The sequence below is a fragment of the Plantactinospora sp. A48 genome (genome assembly GCF_055793945.1).
Genome location: NZ_JBTIXF010000010.1, coordinates 133,315 through 152,939 on the forward strand (window position 1 = coordinate 133,315; position 19,625 = coordinate 152,939).

Genomic DNA, 19,625 nt, shown 5'->3' on the forward strand with positions numbered 1-19,625 from the left:
GTCAGTAGCGGCCTGACCGCTGGTCGCGGCCCCCGGTCAGTAGCGACCCGGTGGCATGGTGGGGATCACGCCGCCGCCGTTGCCGGGTGTGCTCGGCGACGCGGTGCCGGTTGGCGGCGAAGACGGCTCATCGGTCTGCTCGACCGGCGCCTGGTCCACGGTGATGGTGATCCGGCTCGACGTCTTGACCTTCTGGTTCGCCGACGGGTTCTGGTCGGAGACGTTGCCCGCGTTGTCGGCGACCACGTCCCCCTTCTTGGTCCGGATGTTGGTGAAACCGGCCCCCTTCAACGTGGCGACCGCCTCGGCCTCGGACATCCCGACCACGTTCGGCACGACCTTCTGATCACCGCTGGAGACCTTGACCGTGACGGTGTCACCCTTCGCGATCTTGGTACCCGCCACCGGGTCGAGCCCGACGACGCGGCCCTCCGACTCCGAGCTGGAGACGTTGTCCCGCTTGACCGTGAAGCCCCGGTCCTTCAGCTCCCCCTCCGCGAATTCGTACGTCGACCCGACCAGATTGGGGACCTCCACCTCGGGCTTACCGCCGCAGATCGTCACGGTGACCGTCTGCTGTCGTTCCGTCCGGGTGCCGGCCCCCGGGTTCTGGCCGGTGACCTTGCCCTTGGTGCAGTCGTCGGTGAACGCCTGCGGGCCGAACTGCGCCTTCAGGCCCGACTTGGACAGCTCGTTCTGGGCCTGCGCCTGGGTCATCCCGGACAGGTCCGGCACGTCCACCCGCTTGCGGTCGGCGTTGGTCAGCAGCAACGCCGCGACCAGCGCCACCACCGCCAGCACGCCCACGGCGCTCAGCACGGCCATCACCCAGGCCGACGCCCGGCGCCGCTGGGCGTCGCCGACCCGGGTCGAGGCCGGTGGGCGGACCGGCTGCTGGCCGGGGCGGGTGATGGTGGTGGGCGCCGCCGCCATCGCCATGGTTTCCTCGGTGGGCATCACCGGGGTGGCCATGACCGGCCGGCCGGCCGCGGCGCGGAGCAGGTCCGCGCGCATCTCACCAGCGCTCTGGTACCGGTTGAGCGGGTTCTTGGAGAGCGCTTTCAGTACGATCGCGTCGATCGGCGGCGTCACGTCCGGGTTGATCGAGCTGGGCGACGGCGGGTCCTCCCGGACGTGCTGGTACGCCACGCTCACCGGGCTGTCACCCACGAACGGCGGGTGCCCGCAGAGCAGCTCGAACAGCACGCAGCCGGCCGCGTACACGTCGGACCGGGCGTCGACCGCCTCGCCCCGGGCCTGCTCCGGGGAGAGGTACTGCGCGGTGCCGATCACCGCGCTGGTCTGCGTCATCGTGGTGGCACCGCTGGCCAGAGCCCGCGCGATGCCGAAGTCCATGACCTTGACCTGGCCGTTCAGGGTGAGCATCACGTTTCCGGGCTTGATGTCCCGGTGGATGATCCCGTGTCGGTGGCTGAACTCCAGGGCCGCGCACATGTCGGCGGTGATCTCCATGGCCCGCCGGGGCATCAGCCGCCCCTCGGCGGCCAGCACCTCCTTGAGGGTGCGGCCGTTGACGAACTCCATGACGATGAACGGCAGGGTCTCGCCGGTCGGCCCGATCTCCTCGCCGGTGTCGTACACGGCCACGATGGCCGGATGGTTGAGCGAGGCGGCGTTCTGTGCCTCCCGCCGGAACCGCATCTGGAAGGTGGCGTCCCGGGCGAGGTCGCTGCGCAGCATCTTGATCGCGACATCCCGGCCGAGCCGCAGATCGCGCCCACGGTGCACCTCGGCCATGCCGCCGTAACCCAGCAGCTCGCCGACCTGATACCTGCCGCCCAGCAGGCGGGCCTGGGCCGTCATCTCGTCTGTCGTCCTTCGCTCGTCTGGTCATCGCCGGTGGACAGCGCCTGCTCCACCCGACGGTACGGCGTTCGGCCGATTTCGTCGCCTCCGCCGCCGGCACGCCACGCCGTGACGGACGCCGGCCGGGGCAGTGACCCGGTCGACAGTTCCTGCTTCCGAAGGTAGGAGATCACGCCCGAGCAGAGCAGCACCAGCAGGACCACCACGATAGCGAGCACGATCCAGAACGACCGACGGCCGGCGTCGACGCCGGCCGGGGTCGGCACCGGACGGGCCACCCCGGCCGCCCGGGGCGGCTGCTGCCCGGGCCGGGACACCGGGGCGGCGCCGCGATTCTGCGTACCGGCCTGGTCACCGCCGGCCATCGACGACCGCTGACCGGCCGCGACCGGCGGCCGGGAGTTCCCGGCGGTCGGTGGCCGCGCACCGGCCGGACCCGCGAGCAGCGGCGGACGCGGCGCGGCACCGTTCAACGACGGCGGACGCGGGCTCGCGGTGCCACTCGACGCCGGCGGACGCGGCGCGGCACCGTTCAACGACGGCGGACGCGGGCTCGCGGTACCGGTGATTCGGGGAGCGCTGACCGGCGCGTTCGCCGCGACGGGCGAGCCGGTCGGGCCCGCCGGTGGCCGCGCCGAGCCGGTGGCCGGCGGGTAACCGCGCCCGGCGCCGACGGGTGACCCGGGCGCGATCGCCGCAACGCCGGCCGGCGGCGCGGAACTCGGTCGCAGCGGATGCTGGGAGGTCAGACCACCGGCCGCCTGCCGGGCGACCGAGGCCAACGCGGCGGCGGTCGGCCAACGCGCGCCGGGGTCCTTGGCCATCGCGCGCTCCACGATGCCCCGCACCTGCGGCGGGCAGTCGCTGGGCAGCGGGCGCGGGGTGTCCCGCACGTGCTTCATGGCGATTTCGAGCGGGTTGTCGCCCTCAAAAGGCCGCCGTCCGGCCAGACACTGGTACGCGACCACGCCCAGGGCGTACACGTCGGAGGTGGCCGTGGCCACCCCACCGGTGGCCTGCTCCGGCGAGATGTACGAGGCGGTGCCCAGCACCGCACCGGCCGCCGTGAGCTGACCGACCAGATCGGACCGGGCGATGCCGAAATCGATCAGCACCAGCGTGCCGTTCGGCCGGACCAGCAGGTTCCCCGGCTTCAGGTCCCGGTGCACGATGCCCTTGTCGTGCGCCGCCTGGAGCGCGTCGGCCGCCTGCGCCACCAGCGCCATCGTGCGGGCCGGGGTGAGCCGGCCGACCCGGCTGAGCGTCCGGGACAGCGCGTCGCCCTCGACATGCTCCATCACCAGGAAGGCGATCTGCTGGTCGCTGCCGTAGTCGTACACGTCGACCACGCCCGGATGGTTGATGGTCGCCATGGTCCGAGCCTCGCCACGGAACCGCTCGGCGAACCCGGGCTCGTCCAGCAGCGCCGGGAGCAGCACCTTGACCGCCACCGTACGCCCGAGCACCTCGTCGATGCCGCGCCAGACGTCGCCCATGCCGCCGCCGGCGATCCGTTCGTCGAGCCGGTAGCGGTTGCCGAGCTGCATGCCGGGGCTGAGGATCACTTGCCACCCCGGTCCTTGACGATCGCGCTGAAGATCTGCTGCGCGATCCGGGCCGCCTCGCCGCTGCCGCTGTCGCCGGCCCGCTCCAGCAGGACGCAGACCGCCGAGATGGGCTGCCCGTCCTTCATCAGGAAGCCGATGAACCAGCCGTGCGGCGGAACACCCGGGGCGTTCTCGGCGGTACCGGTCTTGCCGCCCACCGTGTAGTTGGCGATCCGTGCGTTCTTGCCGGTGCCGTTCTCGACGACGCTGATCATCATGTCCCGCAGGTCGCTGGCGACCTGGGGACCGACCGGCTGCCGTAGCTGCTTCTGGCTGGCCGTGTAGTAGTTGGTGGTCCGGTCCGGGCCGATGAGCTGCTGCACCAGGTAGGGCCGCATCTGGCTGCCCCCGTTGGCCACCGTCGCGGCGATCAGCGCGCCCTGCATCGGGGTCATCCGGACATCCCGCTGGCCGATCGCGGACTGCCCGATCGCGCCCGGATCGTCCCGCCCGTCGGGGCCCTGCATGGTGCCGGTCTGGCTGGCCGCCACCGGCAGCCCGCCATCGTCGAGTTGGCCGACGGTCAGATCCTCCTGGCCGAACCCGAACGCCTGCGCCTTCTGCTTCAGCACGGTCGAGCCGAGCTTCACGCCGAGCCGGGCGTAACCGGTGTTGCACGACTCGGTCAGCGCCTGGATCAGCGTGACCTGGTCCTCCGGGCAGATCGAGCCGACCTCGTTGCGGATGTCGGCGCCCGAGCCCGGCGGACGGTAGACCGGGCCGGCCTGGATCTTGCTGTCCTTGGTGTAGCCGTTCTCCAGCGCCGCCGCCGAGTCGATCACCTTGAAGGTCGACCCCGGTGGCAGGGTCTCGGTGAGCGCCCGGTTGAGCAGCGGCTTGTCCGCGTCCTTGTCGAGCTGGTTGTAGGCCGCCTGCGCCTTGTCGGTGTCGTGGCTGGCCAGCGGGTTCGGGTCGAAGCTCGGCATCGACACGAGGGCCTGGATCGCCCCGGTCCGCGGGTCCAGGGCCACGGCGGCGCCCTTGTCGACGCCCAGGCGGTTGTCGGCCAGCCCGTTGAACGCCGCCTCCTGCGCCCGCTTGGAGATGGTCAGCACCACGTTGCCGCCGGCCGTCTCGGTTCCGGTGAACAGGTCGCGGACCCGGTCGGCGAAGAGCCGGTCGCTGGTGCCGGCGAGGAAGTCGTTCTCGCTGTGTTCGATCCCGGTGGCGCCCAGGTTGACCGGCTTGTAGCCGAGCACGTGCGCGTACCGTTCGCCCTGCGGGTAGGTCCGGGTGAACCGCAGCTCGCCGCCGGTGTCCTTGCTGGTGGCCAGCGCCGTACCGCCGGCCTCGATGTTGCCGCGCTTGCGCTCGTACTCGGCCACCTGGACCCGGCCGTTGTACGGGCTGGTGCGGTACTCGTCGGCCTTGTACGCCTGCACCCAGTTGAGGTTCGCGAACAGCAGGCCGAAGAGGATCAGGACGACCACGCCGACCTTGCGGAGCGGTGCGTTCACGGGCGGATCACCTCCGTGGGCGCGCCGTGCAGCTTCGCGGGCACCGCCGAACCACCGGAGGTGCGGGCGACCGGGGCCGGGTTGACCGGCCGGCGGGCCGCGTCGGAGACCCGCAGCAGGATGGCGACGAGCAGCCAGTTGGCCATCAACGACGAGCCACCGGCGGACATGAACGGCGTGGTCTGGCCGGTGAGCGGGATCAGCTTGCTGATGCCGCCGACGATCACGAAGACCTGGAGGCCGAGGGTGAAGGCCAGACCGCCGGCCAGCAGCTTGCCGAACGAGTCCCGGACCGCCAGCGCCGCCCGCAGCCCCCGCTCGACCACCAGCAGGTACGCCACCAGCAGCGCGGTGAGGCCGAACAGGCCGACCTCCTCACCCAACCCGGCGAAGATGAAGTCGTTCTGCACCTCGGGAATCTTCAGCGGCTGCCCGCCGCCCGGGCCCGCCCCGAACAGACCTCCGGTGCCCAACCCCAGCAGACCCTGCACGAGCTGGTAGCCCTTCTCGTACGGGTCGTTGAACGGGTCGAGCCAGATCTCCGCCCGGACGTAGAAGTTGGCGAACGGGCCGCCGACGGTGCCGCCGAGGAAGTACGCCAGGAAGGCGCCGCCGAAGAACAGCAGCAGACCGATGATCAGCCAGCTGGACCGCTCGGTGGCGATGTAGAGCGTCACCACGAACATGCCGAAGTAGAGCAGCGACGTCCCGAGGTCCTTCTCGAAGATCAGCACGAGCAGGCTGAGCATCCAGACGCCGACGACCGGACCGAGGTCCCGGCCGCGCGGGAAGTCGATCCCGAGGAAGCGCCGGCTGGCCAGCGACAGCACCTCGCGCTTACGGACCAGGTAGTACGCGAAGAACGCCAGCAGGGCCAGCTTGGCGAACTCACCGGGCTGGATCGAGAAACCGCCCACCCTGATCCACAGCTTGGCGCCGTAGATCTCGGAGTACCGCGCGGGCAGCACCGCCGGGATCATCACCAGGATGATGCCGGCGAGGCCGAGCGTGTAGGCGTACCGGGAGATCGACCGGTGGTCCCGGACCAGCAGCAGGAGGCCGGCCGCCAGCGCCACGGCGATCAGGGTCCAGAGCAGCTGCCGGCCGCCCAGTCCCGCGAAGATGGACACGTGTTCCCGGTCCGTCGGCTCGGCCTTGGCCAGGTCGAGTCGGCGCAGGAAGCCGACCCCGATGCCGTTCAGCAGGGCCACCGCCGGCACCAGCACGGGATCGGCGTACGGCGCCAGGAACCGGTTGACCACGTGCAGGCCGAGGAAGAAGGCCGCCAGCACCGCCATCGGGACCCAGAAATCCGGCCGCAGGGTGCCCAGCACGGTCACCTCGACCGTCGCGGAGTACCCGGCGACCAGCAGCAGGGCGAAGACGAGCAGGGCCAGTTCGGCGTTACGCCGCGACCGGCCCTCCCGCAGCCGAGGCTGCTCGCCGGTGCCCGTGACGGGCGCCGCGGATCCAGCCTGGCCGCTCATCGGTCGTCCCAGAGGTAGCTGTGAGCCACACTCACTCCACCGACCGGCAACCGGCCGGGTCGTTGGCCGGTGGGTTCGAGGCGGACGGCGTCGCGTCCGGCGTGGCGCTCGGGATGTTGCTGGGCCCGCCGGTCCCCGACGACGCGCTGGGGCTGACGGTCCGGCCCGGTACCGCCGTCGCGATCGCGGTCGCGCCGCCGGACCCGCTGGGCGTCACGGTCGGCGTCGGCACCACACCGGTCGGGCTGGGCGGGCAGATCGGCTTGAGGTTGGAGTTCGTCGGGTCGTCGCTGGTCAGGTCGGCCAGTCGCCGCTCGGCGTCCGACTCGCTATCGGCCTGGATGCCCAGCCTGACCTGATCCTGGGCCGCGGTGGTCAGGTCGTCGAGCCTGGTCCCGCTGGTGGCGTGCACGTTGGACAGGTCCAGGCCGGCGACCTGGCCGGGGATGCCCTGGAAGACCGCGAGCTGCCCCTCCTCGGTGGCGCCGACGTAGTACTGCCGCTGGGTGTACGTCCAGCCGCCCCACACCCCGCCGCCGAGCAGGCCGAGCAGCACGATCAGCAGCACCGCGGTCCGGACCGGATGCCGGCGCGGACGTTCGGGCTCGTCGTCCCGGGCACCCGGGTCGGTCGGCTGCTCGGGCGCCGCCGGACGCGGTGGGGACAGCGCCGAGGCCCGCGCGGCCGGGGTGGAACTGTCGGCGGAGGTGGCCATGCCCCGGTCCCGGGCCGCGGCCCCGCCCACGATGGGCGCCGCCTCCATGATGTCCTGGTCGGTGGCGTCGGCCACCACGACGCTGATGTTGTCCGGACCGCCGCCGCGCAGCGCCAGCTGCACCAGCCGTTCCACGCACTGCTGCGGGTCGGTGAACTCCCGCATGGCGTCCCCGATGGTCTCGGCACTGACCACGCCGGACAGGCCGTCGCTGCAGATCATGTACCGGTCGCCGGGCAGCACCTGCCGGACGGAGTACTCGGGGTCGATGTCCCGGCCGTCGAGGGCCCGGGTGAGCAGTGACCGCTGCGGGTGACTGCTCGCCTCCTCCATGCTGATCCGGCCCTCGTCAACCAGCATCTGGACGTACGTGTCGTCCTTGGTGATCTGGCTGAACTCGCCGTCACGCAGCAGGTACGCCCGCGAGTCACCGACGTGCACCATGCCGATCTTGCTGCCGGAGAAGAGCACCGCGGTCAGCGTCGTGCCCATCCCCTCCAGCTGCGGATTGGCGTCGACGGTGTCCCGGAGTTGTTGGTTGGCGGTGTCGACGGCCGATCGCAGGGCGTCGACCAGGGCATCGCCCGGGACGTCCTCGTCGAGGGGAGCCATCGCACCGATCACGATGTTGCTGGCGACGTCACCGGCGGCCATGCCGCCCATACCGTCCGCAACGGCTAGTAGCCGCGGACCGGCGTAGACGGAGTCCTGGTTCCCGTCTCGGATCAGTCCGCGGTCGCTGTGGGCCGCATAACGCAGGGTCAGAGTCATGGCCGTAATTCGAGAGAGGTGCGGCCGATCCGGATCGGCACACCGAGGGGGACGGGGGTCGGTCCGGTGACCTTAGCGCGATCGAGATAGGTGCCGTTAGTTGAACCGAGGTCCTCGACGAACCACTGGCCGTTGCGCGGCACCAACCGGGCATGTCGGGCGGAGGCGTAGTCGTCGGTGATGACCAGGGTGGAATCCTCCGCCCGGCCGATGGTGATCTGTGCCTCGCCGAGGGTGATCCGGGTGCCGGCGAGTTGACCGGCGGTCACCACCAGCTGATGGGCCGCCCGGCCCTTCTTGACCTTGGCTGGCCGGTTGGGACCGGCCGTGGTCGCCCCGACCCCGCGGGGGGCGGCGACGAGTCGGCTGGACCGGGCGCCGGCGAACAGATCCCGACGGATCACCCCGACCACCGTGAACACGAAGATCCACAGCAGGATGAGGAAGCCGAACCGGGCGACGGTGATGACGAAGGCGGGCAAGACCGTTAGCCGTCCACGCGGAACGTGAGCGTGGTGGTCCCGAGCTGGATCATGTCGCCGGGGTTCAGGGCCACCGCCGAGACCCGCTGGCCGTTCACCATGGTGCCGTTGGTCGAGCCGAGGTCGGTCAGCACCACCTGGGCGCCGTCGAAGTCGAGCCGGGCGTGCCGGCGGGAGATCCCGACGTCGGGCAGCCGCAGGGTGGCCTGGTCGCCCCGGCCGATCACCGTCGAGCCCATCTGCAACGGGTAGGTGCGCCCGTCACCGGAGACCAGCCGGATGTTGCGACCGCCCTGTCCCGGTGGGGGACCGTAGCCACCACCCTGGTCGTACGCGGGGTACTGCGGTGGCGCGTCGTAACCCTGATGCTGCACCGGGGCGACGTCGCCGCCGGTGTAGACCTCGGCGGTGACCCGGAACATCCCGGTGTCCAGTCCGTCGCCCCGCTCGATCTCGACGATGACGTCGCCGTACACCGTCCACGCCTGCTCGCCGATGAACTCGGCCTGCGACTGCGCCAGCTCCTGGGCGAGCGCGGCGGCGTACGGCGCCAGCCGGCTGTGGTCGTACGGCGAGAGATCGATCACGTAACGGTTCGGCACCAGGGTGCGCCCACCGGCGAGTATCGCCTTGTGGGCCTCGGCCTCCCGCTGCATGGCGTTCAGAATCTCGACGGGGTGCACGACCCCCTTGAACACCTTCGCGAAGGCTCCTTCGACCAGGCCTTCCAACCGCTTCTCAAAGCGCTGCAGCACGCTCACCGGCTCCTCCTCGGGTCCCGAGGACATGATGGTATCCGGCCGGGGCGCGCGCAGCTCATACGCCGCTCGGCCGACTGCTGACCGGCCTGTCCTGAGGGCCGGGGCTGTCGTGCTACTCTTCCATCCGCCGCGGCCGGAAGCGACCGCGGTGCACGGGAAGCAGCGTAATATGTCCGGACCCCCGGTGATCGGGCGGGTCGGGGACATGCTTACACTCGGTCCCGGCGCTGTGCCACGGGGAAGTGGCGGAATGGCAGACGCGCACGGTTCAGGTCCGTGTGCCCGAAAGGGCGTGGGGGTTCAACTCCCCCCTTCCCCACCAGCGAGAAAGGCTCCGCGGTCGCGGAGCCTTTCTTCATGTCGGGGCCAGCTCGCCGGCGGGTTATGCTCCGATGGTTGTCCCGCACCCGACCCAGGAGTTATGTGTGAGTGTCGCGTTGGTGACCGGTTCCGGCGGCCTGATCGGCGCGGAGGCCGTCCGCCATTTCGCCCGGCTGGGTATGGATGTGGTGGGCATCGACAACGACATGCGCCGCTACTTCTTCGGTGAGGACGGCTCCACCGCCGGCAACCTGCGGCGGCTGGCCGCCGAACTCGGCCCGGCGTACACCCACTTCGCCACCGACATCCGGGACCGGGACGCCCTGGAGCAGGTGTTCAAGAAGTACGGGTCGGACATCTCGGTCGTCATCCACACCGCCGCCCAGCCGAGCCACGACTGGGCCGCCAAGGAGCCGCTGACCGACTTCGACGTGAACGCGGTCGGCACCCTGAACCTGCTGGAGAACACCCGCCAGCACGCGATCGAGGCACCGTTCATCTTCTGCTCCACGAACAAGGTGTACGGCGACCGCCCGAACAGCCTGCCGCTGGTCGAGCGGGAGACCCGGTACGAGCTGCCCGAGGACCACCCCTACCACCAGGGCATCACCGAGGACATGTCGATCGACGGGTGCCTGCACTCGATCTTCGGGGTCTCCAAGGTCGCCGCCGACGTGGCAGTGCAGGAGTACGGCCGGTACTTCGGGATGCGCACGGCCTGTTTCCGGGGCGGCACGCTGACCGGCCCGGCGCACGCCGCCGCCGAACTGCACGGCTACCTGGCCTACCTGATGCGTGCCGTGATGGAGGGCCGGACGTACAACCTCTTCGGCTACAAGGGCAAGATGGTGCGGGACGCCATCCACTCGCACGACGTGCTCACCGCGTTCGAGGCGTTCTTCCGCAACCCCCGCTCCGGCGAGGTCTACAACCTCGGCGGTGGCCGGCACTCCAACGCCTCACACATCGAGGCGTTCCGGATCGCCGAGGAGATCAGTGGCCGGGAGGCCCGGATCAACTACATCGAGCAGAACCGGACCGGCGACCACCAGTGGTACATCAGCAACATGACCCGGTTCGAGGAGCACTACCCGGGCTGGAAACTCACGTACGACGTACCGATGATTCTCCGGGAGATGTACGAGGCCAACGCCGAGACCTGGGTGTCGAAGGCGTGACCGGCCGGGGGAAGCACAACGTCCTGGGTGTCCTGGTGGACGCCGTGGACTACGACACCGCGACCGAGCGGGTGCTGGCCGCGGCCCGGGACCGCCGGCCGTTCGCGCTGACCGCGCTGGCCGTACACGGCGTGATGACCGGGGTGCAGGATCCGCCGCACAACGCCCGGCTCAACTCGTTCGACCTGGTCACCCCGGACGGCCAGCCGGTCCGCTGGGCGCTGAACCTGCTGCACCGCGCCGGGCTCACCGACCGGGTGTACGGACCCACGCTGACGCTGCGCGTCCTGGCCCGGTGCGCCGACGAGGGCCTGCCGGTCTACCTGTACGGCTCGACCGAGCCGACCCTGGCCCGGCTGGTCCCGGCGCTGGAGCGGATGTTCCCGGCGCTCAAACTCGCCGGTGTGGAGCCGTCGAAGTTCCGTACGGCGCAGCCGGGCGAGGATGTCGAGATCGCCGACCGGATCCGCTCCTCCGGCGCTCGACTGGTGCTCGTCGGGCTCGGCTGCCCCCGCCAGGAGGTGTTCGCGTACGCGATGCGACCCCTGCTGGACATGCCGTTGCTGGCCGTGGGCGCGGCCTTCGACTACCACGCCGGCCTGCTCCGCACCCCGCCGCCATGGATGCAGCGCGTCGGTCTGGAGTGGCTGTGGCGACTCGGGCTGGAACCCCGCCGCCTCTGGCGCCGGTACGTCATCCTCAACCCCGTGTTCCTGGCCCGACTGGCCGCGCAGCGGACCGGGCTGTGGTCGGCGACGCCACCGCCCCCGGCCGCCGACCGCCTCAGCACCTTCCCCGTCTGAGAGGTAGGGAAGGGCACCTTCTTATCGCTTTTTGTATAGGAAGGGGCCCCGCTCAACTCCAGCCACGCGCGATCGCCCGGCGACGGTCGTTCGGCCGGACGACCGTCGCTGTCCCCTACGGGCGAGATCTGCGGGCGGATCGGGGGTCCGTCCCCGATGTCGGGCGCGTCGCGGTACACCAGGCTGCTGGCATGGACGCCAAGCTGGTCGTGGTACTCACCCTCGGTGCGGGCTGGCTCGCCACCGGGCTTCTCCTGGACGGCCTGCCACGACGCCGTACCGCCCGCTCGCTGGCCCGGCACGCCGGCACGCTGTCCGGGGTGGTCATCGCCGGCGCGCTGACGACGGCCGGCACGCTGCTGTGGCTTCTCGGCGTCCCGGGCGGACCGGCCGGAGCCGCGCTCGCGCTGCCCGCCCTGCCGATCCTGCTGGTGACGCTGCGCACCCTGCCCCGGCTGCGCGGGCTGCGGTCCGGCGCCGGCGCGCTGTCCCGATTGCCCGACGCACCGCTGCCCCCGGGGCTGCGCGCGTCCGCCGCACATCCGCTGGTGGCACTTCCCGCCCAGCTCACCGGCCTGGCGATCCTGCCGGCGGCGGTCGTCGACCCGACCGCCGCGCCGACCGCCGGCCGGCTGCTCGGGCCGCTCCTCACCGCAGCGGTACTCGCCACGGTGGCCATCGGCATCCGACACGCTCTCCGGCACAGCCGGTTGACGGACCCGGCCCGGACACTGGTCCCGGCCCGGACGCTGGTCCCGGCCCGGACGCTGGTCCCGGCCCGGGCGCCGGAAGCGGACGGGCCGATCCCGTACCGGACCGGCCGGACGACCGGGCCGAACACCGAGCCGGTACGGCGATCCACGGTGACCGGGTCTTCGTCAGCGGGGGGACCCGACGGTGCCGCCCCCCTGTGCGTAGAGCAGGTCGAGGATCGCCCTGGTGGCCTCGAACCAGCGGTCGAGCCACTCCGGCGACGGGGTGCGGCCCTTGGGGGGCAGTTCCATCAGCAGGCCGCGTAGCAGCGGGTGCTCCACCAGGGGCTCGGACGCGGTGACTGACCAGTCGGCCGGCTCGAACACCGGCTCGGTCAGCCCGGCCATGCTCAACGGCGCCGGGCTGCCCGCGTCGGGGACCGGCACCGCGTCCCGGCCGGCGTCCTGAACCGGCAACGGCGCCTCGGTCAGCACGCTGTCCCGGCGGGCACCGCGGTACTTGCCACCGAAGCGCTCCGATTTGGCCGATCCGTTGCCCAGATTCTCCGATTCGATCGTCATGGGTCTCGCCCTCGCTCGGTGCTCGTAACCCGCGAGCGGGTTGGCCGGCCCACGCCGCGCCGCCTGGTACAACGACGCGACACACGGGCAGCCACGCCGCATCCCGCAACATTACTCAACGTGTCGATACGATGACGAGTGGTCGATCTGGAACGACCGACGCGGTCACCTCCGGCCTGGGGCCGCTGGTGACCGCGTCGGGACCGACCGCAGCGTGGCGATCGATATCTGTCTGTCGTACGGGGGGAATTCAGGTCAGTTCAGGTCGAACTCGCCGTCCTTGGCGCCACCCACGAAGGCGTCCCACTCGTCCGGCGTGAAAACCAGGGCCGCGCGGTCCGGGTTCTTCGAGTCGCGTACCGCGATGGCACCACCCACAAAGGCGACCTCGACACAGTTGTCGCAGTTGGGGCCGCTACGTGAACTCTTGTACCAGGCGGCGTGACTCAGGTCGACGCGGAAACCTTTGGTCTCCACTTCCACGATGGCTCCTCTGCCAGTTTCGCGATCAAGGCGGCGGACTCCTCCGGGGGAATAGCCGCCGCTCGGATGTGATCGAAAATGAAGATGTACTTCTGCAACTCGTCGTTCTTCTCCAAGAAGAGTCCACCGGTCGCGTTCTCGGCGTACACGACGTCGGGATCGCCCGCCTCCGGAAAGTCGAGGATCGTGAACGTGCCGTCCATCCCCGCGTGCGCTCCGGCCCCGAACGGCAGGATCTGGAGCGTCACGTTGGGCATTTCGGCCGCCTCGACCAGCCGGGTCAGCTGGGCCTGCATCACCGCGTCCCCGCCCACCGGTCGACTCACTACCGCCTCATCCAGCACCACCCATAGTTCGATCGGATCGTCCTGGCTCAGTAACGACTGACGACCCAATCGGACACGGACTCGCTGGTCGACTTCTTCGTCCGAGATATCTGGCCGGGCGGCTCGGATCATCGCCTGGGCGTACTCCTGGGTCTGCAACAGGCCGGGAACGACCTGCTGCTCGTACGCCCGGATCGAGCTGGCGGCGGCCTCCATTCCGACGTACGCGCCGGTCAGCACCGTGCTGTACGGATGCCACCAGCCCTTCTGTCGGGCCTCGCGGGCGATCTGCACAAGCTCGTCGCTCTCCTCGCCGACGACCCCGTAGATGCGCAGCATGTCGCGTACGTCCCGGGGAGTCGCTGAGGTGTGGCCGGTCTCGATGCGAGAGATCTTGGAGGCGGAGCACTCGAGTTCGTCGGCCACCGCCTCGATCGTGATACCCGCCCCCTCGCGTCGGCGGCGCAGTTCCGCACCGAGTCGTCGGCGGCGGATGGTGGGGCTCCGGCGCTCGGTCACCCGCGTCACCTCCGGTCGATCGCGCGGTGGGCGGCAACCCGACCGAGGGCGCGACGTCGATCGGCGGGCTGTCGTCGCCGGGCCGACCGATTACACAGTCAGCCGGTATGACGACGGAAGGTTGGTGCAAGTCTGCCGCGTCTCTGGCGGGCAGTTCAAGCATTTGGCCGCGCGGCGGCAAATCTCGTGCAGATACTGACATGCAACTTGCATTGATCATGTTAACCAGGCAGGCTTTGCGTATGCACGACGTCACTCCGCGTTTCGACCGACCGGCAGGTGCTCACGTGCCGGCCCGGCCGGACGGGGCTGACCGATCAGAACACGTCGTCCGCTCACCTCCCGAAATGGGGTGAACGGCCCGCCACTGCCGGCAGCGTAACGCCGACGCGCGTCCCGCGCGCCTCTCGACACTGACCACCTCTCGCCGGTTTTCCTGGCGGTGCTATTTGGACCCAGGAGTTGACGTGTTTCCCCGATCAGGCGACGTCCTACAGGTGGGTCGCGAGGCTAGCGTGCAGTTCGGTTGCCCCATTGTCTTCCGGGTGATCCGGGTCCTTGACTGGCCCACCTACGACGGCTGGATCTGGCTCGACGGATACGAACTCAACAGCTCCGGTGACGCCGTGGAGCGACGGTCCATCTTCGTCCAGAAAGCCGGTCTCCGGGAACTCCGCAACCCCGCTCCAGCACCCAGACGTCCCACCGGCGTGGCCCGGACCGGGCGACGGGCGGGCGACCGTACCCGGGTCTGACGAGTCGTCAGCCGTTCACCGAGGCGCTGACCGGAGGGCTCGGTTGGACCGGGCTGGCGGTGGTCGGAGCCTCGGTCGGCGCCGTCGCGATCCACAGCGTGACCACCGCGCCGGGCGCGACCTGGCTACCCACCTGCGGGTCGGTGGCGACGACCGTGCCAGCCGGCCGGTCGGACTGCCGGAACCGTAGCCGGTAGCCGAGGCCGGCCTGGTCGAGCAGGCTACGGGCATCCCCCTGCGAAAGCCCGACAACCGGCGGTACGGCCACCCCGGCCGGCGCCGTGGTGGCTGCCTGCGACGTCGGGGCGACGCTCGTCGAGGCGGCGCTCGTCGGGGCGGCCGGAGTGGAGGTGGCCAGATTGGTGGTGGCGGGAGCGACCGGAGTTCTGGTCGAGGCCGGATCCGGTAGCCCACCGCCGCGCAGGACCAGCCATATGCCGATCGCCAGCGCCGCGGCCAGCACCAGCGCGACGATTCCGACCAGGATCGGCAGCCACCACGGCCGGCCCGACGGACCCTCCTCGGTCGCCCACTCCGGCCCGGTTCCACCGCCCGGCGGGGTGGGGACGGACGTCGGGACTCCCGCCCGGCCGGACCACACCGGTCCCTGCGCCCCCCGGGCCGGCTCGCCGGTCCGAGGTAGCGGTCGGGTCTCGTTCACCGGGTTGGGCGGTGGCTGCGGCGCAGAGCCGGGCGCCGGAATCGGTCGGGTCTGATCTCGTGACGGTTCGCTGCCTTCCGCCGCCGGAAAGCGTTCGGTGGCCGGACCGTACGCGCCGGGTCGGATCCGCTGGGTGGGCGGCTCCTCACCGCGAGTCCTGTCCGCGGCGAACCGGTCGAACGCCCGGGTCTGGTCCGGGTCGAGCGCGCGGGTCTGATCCTGATCGAGCGCCCGGGTCTGATCCTGATCGAGCGCCCGGGTCTGGTCCTGGTCGCCCCGCCGCCCAGATTCGTCGCCGGGCCGCCCCTCAGCGCCGTTCCCGAGCTCTGGCTCGCCGTCGGATCGTCCCGCGGCGCCATCGCGTGGCTCGCCCTCCTCCGACATTGCCACGTCCTCTCCACGGTGGGCCGTCGGATCCCGACCCTCCGATTATCCGTCCGGCCCGCCCCGTTGGGTGAACCCCGCACGCCCGGACGTGTCGCGAACACCTCGCCGGGCGAGCCCGCCAGGTCAGCCGGGAGTTAACCGGGGACCCCTCCTATAAAAAATGCGATAACAAGGTGCCCTTCCTTGCAGCGCTGCTCACGGGTCGCCTACCAGGCGACCTACCGCTACGCTGCCCCGCATGGCCGTACGAGGCTGGGGAGGATCCGTCGCGACGGCCGTCGGCGTCGCGGCGGGCACGGGTGCCGCACAGCTCGGCCTGGGCTATGGCCTGGGCATCATCGTCTGGCTGCCGGCCACCGACGCTGGCGGGCAGCAGGTCTGGCTGACCAGCGCGGCATGGGCCGTCTGGGTTTCCGCCACGGCGACCGTGGTCGGGGCGATCTGCGCCGCCCGCCTGGCCGGAGCGGGCCCCGGCGATCCGGGCGACACGGGACCGGCTGGCGATCCGAGCGGTTCGGGGCCGGCTGGCGCTCCGGGCGGCGCGGGACGCGCTGGCGGGCCGATGGTGGTCGGCGGCCTCTGGCGACTGATCCTCGCCCTGGGCGCGGCACTCGGCAGCCTGGTCACGGTGGCCCTGATCGCCGTACCCGCCCGCACCGCGACCAGGACCGACACCTTCTCCCCGCAGACCATCGCGGCCGGCTACGCGATGCTCGGCGTGCTGATCGGGGTGCTGGCCGCCGTCTGGGCGCTCACCTCACCGGCGGTCGCCACCAACATCATCGGTACGGCCTGCTGGCTGTGGGTACTCGCCATTGTGGTCGTGCTGGACGCCGTACTGTCCGGGGCGAAGACCTCCGGCGCCCAGCTCGGAACGTGGCAGTTCACCGGAGCTGACGATCGGTTCTGGTTCCGTGGCTACCTCCACTGGCCCGCCGCGGCGTTGTCCTTCGGCTCCGCCTTCCTGATCGGTCTCCTGGCGGCCCGCCGGCAGGCCCGGACGGCCCCCAACCGGGTCGGCGCCACCGTCTCCGGTGCCGCTGGTCCGCTGGTGGTGGCCGCCGCCTACTTCCTGACCGCACCACGGCTCGCCGGCATCGGCGCGGAGCAGCTGCCGCCGCAGGTCATCGCCCCGTACGCCGTGGTCATCGGCGTGCTGGGCTCCGCCCTGGTAGCCGCGCGCGCCCAGCGGAAGGACCGGCTCCGCACGGAGCCGGCCGAGCCGGTCGACGTCACCTCTGGTCCGGGCGCACCGGGTCCAGACCACGAGGTGTCGGACCCGGACGAGGTCGCGACGGATCCGACGAACCCGGACGACGCGCGCGGCTATCCGGACACCGCCGGGACGGATCGGGACCGTCCACCCTCGGATGTCGGGTTCGACGACCGGGCCGCACCGGCCACCGGCGCCGTCGACCGGAAGCCCGGTGGTGGCTCCGCCGCCGGCAACGCACCGGACCGGCCAACTGATCGGGGTACGGCTGAGGCTGATCGGGATACGGCCGAGGCGGCATCTCCGGGCAGCCCGGCGGCGGCGTCCCAGTTCAGCCCGGCGGCATCCTCGGTCAGCCCGGCGGCGTCCCCGGCTGGCCCGGCGAAGACGAGCCCAACGAAAACGAAGACGAGCCCGGCCAGGACCGGCCCGACGAAGGCCAGTCCGGCGAAAGCCAGTCCGACCAGGGCCAACTCGACAACGGCCGAGCCGACAGACACCGGCCCGACCGGGGCGGGTCCGGCCTCCTCGGCGAAGGCAGAGCCAGCGCCCCCGGCGAAGGCGGGCCCGGTGAAGCCCGCCCGGCGTGCGGCCAGGGCTCGCCCGACCCGGACCTCCGACCAGGATCCGGGGCAGACGGCGGACCAGCCCGGGGACGCCGAGGCGGACGCGTCCGGAACCACGGCCGACCCGGGCCGCTGACGTCACCCGTACCGCACCCACCCGCGCGGGCGTCCAGCCGTACCGGCCTGTCCCACCCGGCGTCTACTCCACCGGCCAGGTGTGTACCGGCTCGTTGGTGCGTTGCAGATCGCTGTACCGCAACAGCATGTGATGCAGCGCGGCCGTACGGTCCATGCCCCGGCTGCGTTCGGCCACCCGTACCGTCTCGGTCTGCCAGACCGCACCGTTGCGCCGGGTGTGGCAGCGTTGCTCGATGATGCCGAGCAACCGGTCCCGCTGCGCCGGGTCGACCCCGAACCGGTCGAGCCCGGTGGCGGCCCGGGGCAGCAGTACGTCCCGGACCAGGTCGGTGACCCGAACCTCGCCCAGCCGGGGCCAGTAGATGGTCGCGTCGATGCCCCGCCGGGCGGCGGCGTGGAAGTTCTCCTCGGCGGTGCTGAACGTCAACTGACTCCACACCGGCCGGTCCGCCTCGGACAGCTCCCGGGCCAGCCCGAAGTAGAAGGCCGCGTTCGCCAGCATGTCCACCACGGTGGGGCCGGCCGGCAGCACCCGGTTCTCAACCCGCAGGTGGGGCCGGCCGTTCATGATGTCGTAGACGGGCCGGTTCCAGCGGTACACGGTCCCGTTGTGCAGCCGCAGCTCGGCCAACTGCGGTACGCCGCCCTCGTGCAGCACCTCCACCGGGTCCTCCTCGTCGCAGATCGGCAACAGCGGAGGGAAGTACCGCACGTTCTCCTCGAACAGGTCGAAGATCGAGGTGATCCACCGCTCGCCGAACCAGACCCGTGGTCGTACCCCCTGCGCCTTGAGCTCGTCCGGGCGCGTGTCGGTGGCCTGTTCGAACAGCGCGACCCGGGTCTCGGCCCAGAGTTGTCTGCCGTAGAGGTACGGCGAGTTCGCGCCCAGCGCCACCTGGACCCCCGCGATGGCCTGCGAGGCGTTCCAGACGTCGGCGAAGCTGTCCGGCGCGACCTGGAGGTGGAGTTGCAGGCTGGTGCAGGCGGCCTCCGGTGCGATCGAGTCGGTGTGTGTCTCCAACCGCTCCACGCCGCGGATGTCCAGCTCGATGTCCTCGCCCCGGGCCGCGACGATCTGCTCGTTGAGGACCTGGTACCGCTCGTTGGCCGAAAGGTTGTCGGCCACCAGATGCCCGGCGGTGAGGGTGGGCAGGATGCCGACCATCGCGATCCGGGCGTCGGACTGGCTGGCCCGGTCATCGGCCCGGCCCAGGCTGCCGCGTAGGTCGTCCTCGTAGTCGGCGAAGCCGTTCCCCTCGATCAGCCGGGGTGCGGCGTTGAGTTCCAGGTTGAACCGGCCCAGTTCGGTCTGGAAGTTCGGGTCGGCCAGGTTGGCCAGGATCTCCGAGTTGCGCATCGCCGGCTCGGCGGTGCCGTCCATCAGGTTGAGCTCGATCTCCAGCCCGGTCATCGGCCGGTCGGCGTCGAAGCCGAAGTCATCGAGCATCAGGGCGAAAACGTCCAGACACCGCCGAACCTTTTGTCGGTACCGGACACGGTCTTCTCGGGAGAAAACGCCCTGCGAGACGTCGCGGCCCATCTACCCTCCAGCTGCAAGGCGCGGTTGGACGCGTTTCCCGCCCCGGTAGCGGGCGGGGACGCGCGTGGGAACTATCACGGTAAGAGCACGGTCACGCCGCACCAAGGGTGGACCAACGCCGTTGCCGGATGACCGGACAACGGCGCCGCGCCAACCTTGGCACAGATCCCGTACCCATGCTCAACCGCCCAGTACCCCAACCTCCGGGACACCCACCGTGGGCCGGGTCACCGGCACCTCACCCGATCCTGGCCCGGGGGGGTGGGGGGGGGGGGATAGGTGGTGGGGGGGGGGGTCGGGAACAGAAGTGCCCCAAAACCCCACAGCCCCCGCCGCCCCTTTTTCCCACCCTTA

The 19,625-nt window shown here is 71.0% G+C and carries 16 protein-coding genes and 1 tRNA gene; 5 read left to right on the forward strand and 12 right to left on the reverse strand.

The features are described from left to right. Positions 1-36: 36 nt before the first annotated feature. From pknB to ACXN5W_RS08255, 7 genes are read right to left on the reverse strand one after another with little or no spacing between them, the layout of a single operon-like run. Positions 37-1,824, reverse strand: a complete 1,788-nt coding sequence (pknB, locus tag ACXN5W_RS08225; RefSeq protein WP_473157566.1) for a Stk1 family PASTA domain-containing Ser/Thr kinase — start codon at positions 1,822-1,824, stop codon at positions 37-39. Then, positions 1,821-3,389 (reverse strand): serine/threonine-protein kinase, encoded by a 1,569-nt coding sequence (locus ACXN5W_RS08230; RefSeq protein ID WP_473157584.1) that lies wholly within the window; start codon positions 3,387-3,389, stop codon positions 1,821-1,823. Before ACXN5W_RS08230 ends, pknB begins: the two co-directional genes overlap by 4 nt. Beyond that, the gene (locus tag ACXN5W_RS08235) at positions 3,389-4,891 is read right to left on the reverse strand and encodes a peptidoglycan D,D-transpeptidase FtsI family protein (protein ID WP_473157567.1); all 1,503 of its coding nucleotides are present in this window, start codon (positions 4,889-4,891) and stop codon (positions 3,389-3,391) included. The genes ACXN5W_RS08230 and ACXN5W_RS08235 overlap by 1 nt, the downstream gene beginning before the upstream one ends. Continuing rightward, positions 4,888-6,378 (reverse strand): FtsW/RodA/SpoVE family cell cycle protein, encoded by a 1,491-nt coding sequence (locus tag ACXN5W_RS08240; RefSeq protein WP_473157568.1) that lies wholly within the window; start codon positions 6,376-6,378, stop codon positions 4,888-4,890. The genes ACXN5W_RS08235 and ACXN5W_RS08240 overlap by 4 nt, the downstream gene beginning before the upstream one ends. 31 nt (positions 6,379-6,409) lie before the next feature. Beyond that, a complete protein-coding gene (locus ACXN5W_RS08245; protein ID WP_473157569.1) occupies positions 6,410-7,864 on the reverse strand; it encodes a PP2C family protein-serine/threonine phosphatase in 1,455 nt (484 codons plus the stop codon). Further along, the gene (locus ACXN5W_RS08250; protein WP_473157570.1) at positions 7,861-8,346 is read right to left on the reverse strand and encodes an FHA domain-containing protein FhaB/FipA; all 486 of its coding nucleotides are present in this window, start codon (positions 8,344-8,346) and stop codon (positions 7,861-7,863) included. The genes ACXN5W_RS08245 and ACXN5W_RS08250 overlap by 4 nt, the downstream gene beginning before the upstream one ends. 5 nt (positions 8,347-8,351) lie before the next feature. Next, a complete protein-coding gene (locus ACXN5W_RS08255; RefSeq protein ID WP_473157571.1) occupies positions 8,352-9,134 on the reverse strand; it encodes an FhaA domain-containing protein in 783 nt (260 codons plus the stop codon). A gap of 209 nt (positions 9,135-9,343) precedes the next feature. Here ACXN5W_RS08255 and ACXN5W_RS08260 point away from each other — a divergent pair. From ACXN5W_RS08260 to ACXN5W_RS08270, 3 genes are all read left to right on the forward strand, one after another. Then, positions 9,344-9,429 (forward strand) — tRNA-Leu (locus tag ACXN5W_RS08260). Positions 9,430-9,499: 70 nt separating this feature from the next. Continuing rightward, a complete protein-coding gene (locus ACXN5W_RS08265) occupies positions 9,500-10,606 on the forward strand; it encodes an NAD-dependent epimerase/dehydratase family protein (RefSeq protein WP_473157572.1) in 1,107 nt (368 codons plus the stop codon). Further along, positions 10,603-11,409, forward strand: a complete 807-nt coding sequence (locus tag ACXN5W_RS08270; protein WP_473157573.1) for a WecB/TagA/CpsF family glycosyltransferase — start codon at positions 10,603-10,605, stop codon at positions 11,407-11,409. Before ACXN5W_RS08265 ends, ACXN5W_RS08270 begins: the two co-directional genes overlap by 4 nt. An 878-nt stretch (positions 11,410-12,287) precedes the next feature. Here ACXN5W_RS08270 and ACXN5W_RS08275 read toward each other — a convergent pair. The 3 genes from ACXN5W_RS08275 to ACXN5W_RS08285 all read right to left on the reverse strand — a co-directional run bounded on the left by ACXN5W_RS08275 (position 12,288) and on the right by ACXN5W_RS08285 (position 14,011). Continuing rightward, a complete protein-coding gene (locus tag ACXN5W_RS08275; RefSeq protein ID WP_473157574.1) occupies positions 12,288-12,683 on the reverse strand; it encodes a hypothetical protein in 396 nt (131 codons plus the stop codon). Positions 12,684-12,938: 255 nt separating this feature from the next. Continuing rightward, positions 12,939-13,160, reverse strand: coding sequence for a DUF397 domain-containing protein (locus ACXN5W_RS08280; protein ID WP_473157585.1), 222 nt, complete (start codon positions 13,158-13,160; stop codon positions 12,939-12,941). Further along, the gene (locus ACXN5W_RS08285) at positions 13,130-14,011 is read right to left on the reverse strand and encodes a helix-turn-helix domain-containing protein (protein ID WP_473157575.1); all 882 of its coding nucleotides are present in this window, start codon (positions 14,009-14,011) and stop codon (positions 13,130-13,132) included. Before ACXN5W_RS08285 ends, ACXN5W_RS08280 begins: the two co-directional genes overlap by 31 nt. Positions 14,012-14,478: 467 nt before the next feature. On the opposite strand from ACXN5W_RS08285, the gene ACXN5W_RS08290 reads away from it, so the two are divergent. Beyond that, positions 14,479-14,766 (forward strand): hypothetical protein, encoded by a 288-nt coding sequence (locus ACXN5W_RS08290; RefSeq protein ID WP_473157576.1) that lies wholly within the window; start codon positions 14,479-14,481, stop codon positions 14,764-14,766. Between the two features lie 7 nt (positions 14,767-14,773). On the opposite strand, the gene ACXN5W_RS08295 is transcribed toward ACXN5W_RS08290, so the two are convergent. Continuing rightward, positions 14,774-15,811, reverse strand: coding sequence for a PASTA domain-containing protein (locus ACXN5W_RS08295; RefSeq protein ID WP_473157586.1), 1,038 nt, complete (start codon positions 15,809-15,811; stop codon positions 14,774-14,776). Between the two features lie 241 nt (positions 15,812-16,052). Between ACXN5W_RS08295 and ACXN5W_RS08300 the strand changes: the two genes are divergently transcribed. Then, positions 16,053-17,729 carry a hypothetical protein gene (locus ACXN5W_RS08300; protein WP_473157577.1) on the forward strand — a complete coding sequence of 559 codons (1,677 nt, stop codon included), beginning with the start codon at positions 16,053-16,055 and terminating at the stop codon, positions 17,727-17,729. 63 nt (positions 17,730-17,792) lie between these two features. On the opposite strand, the gene ACXN5W_RS08305 is transcribed toward ACXN5W_RS08300, so the two are convergent. Further along, positions 17,793-19,271: a glutamate-cysteine ligase family protein gene (locus ACXN5W_RS08305; protein WP_473157578.1), complete on the reverse strand. Its 1,479-nt coding sequence runs from the start codon at positions 19,269-19,271 to the stop codon at positions 17,793-17,795. Between the last annotated feature and the right edge of the window lie 354 nt (positions 19,272-19,625).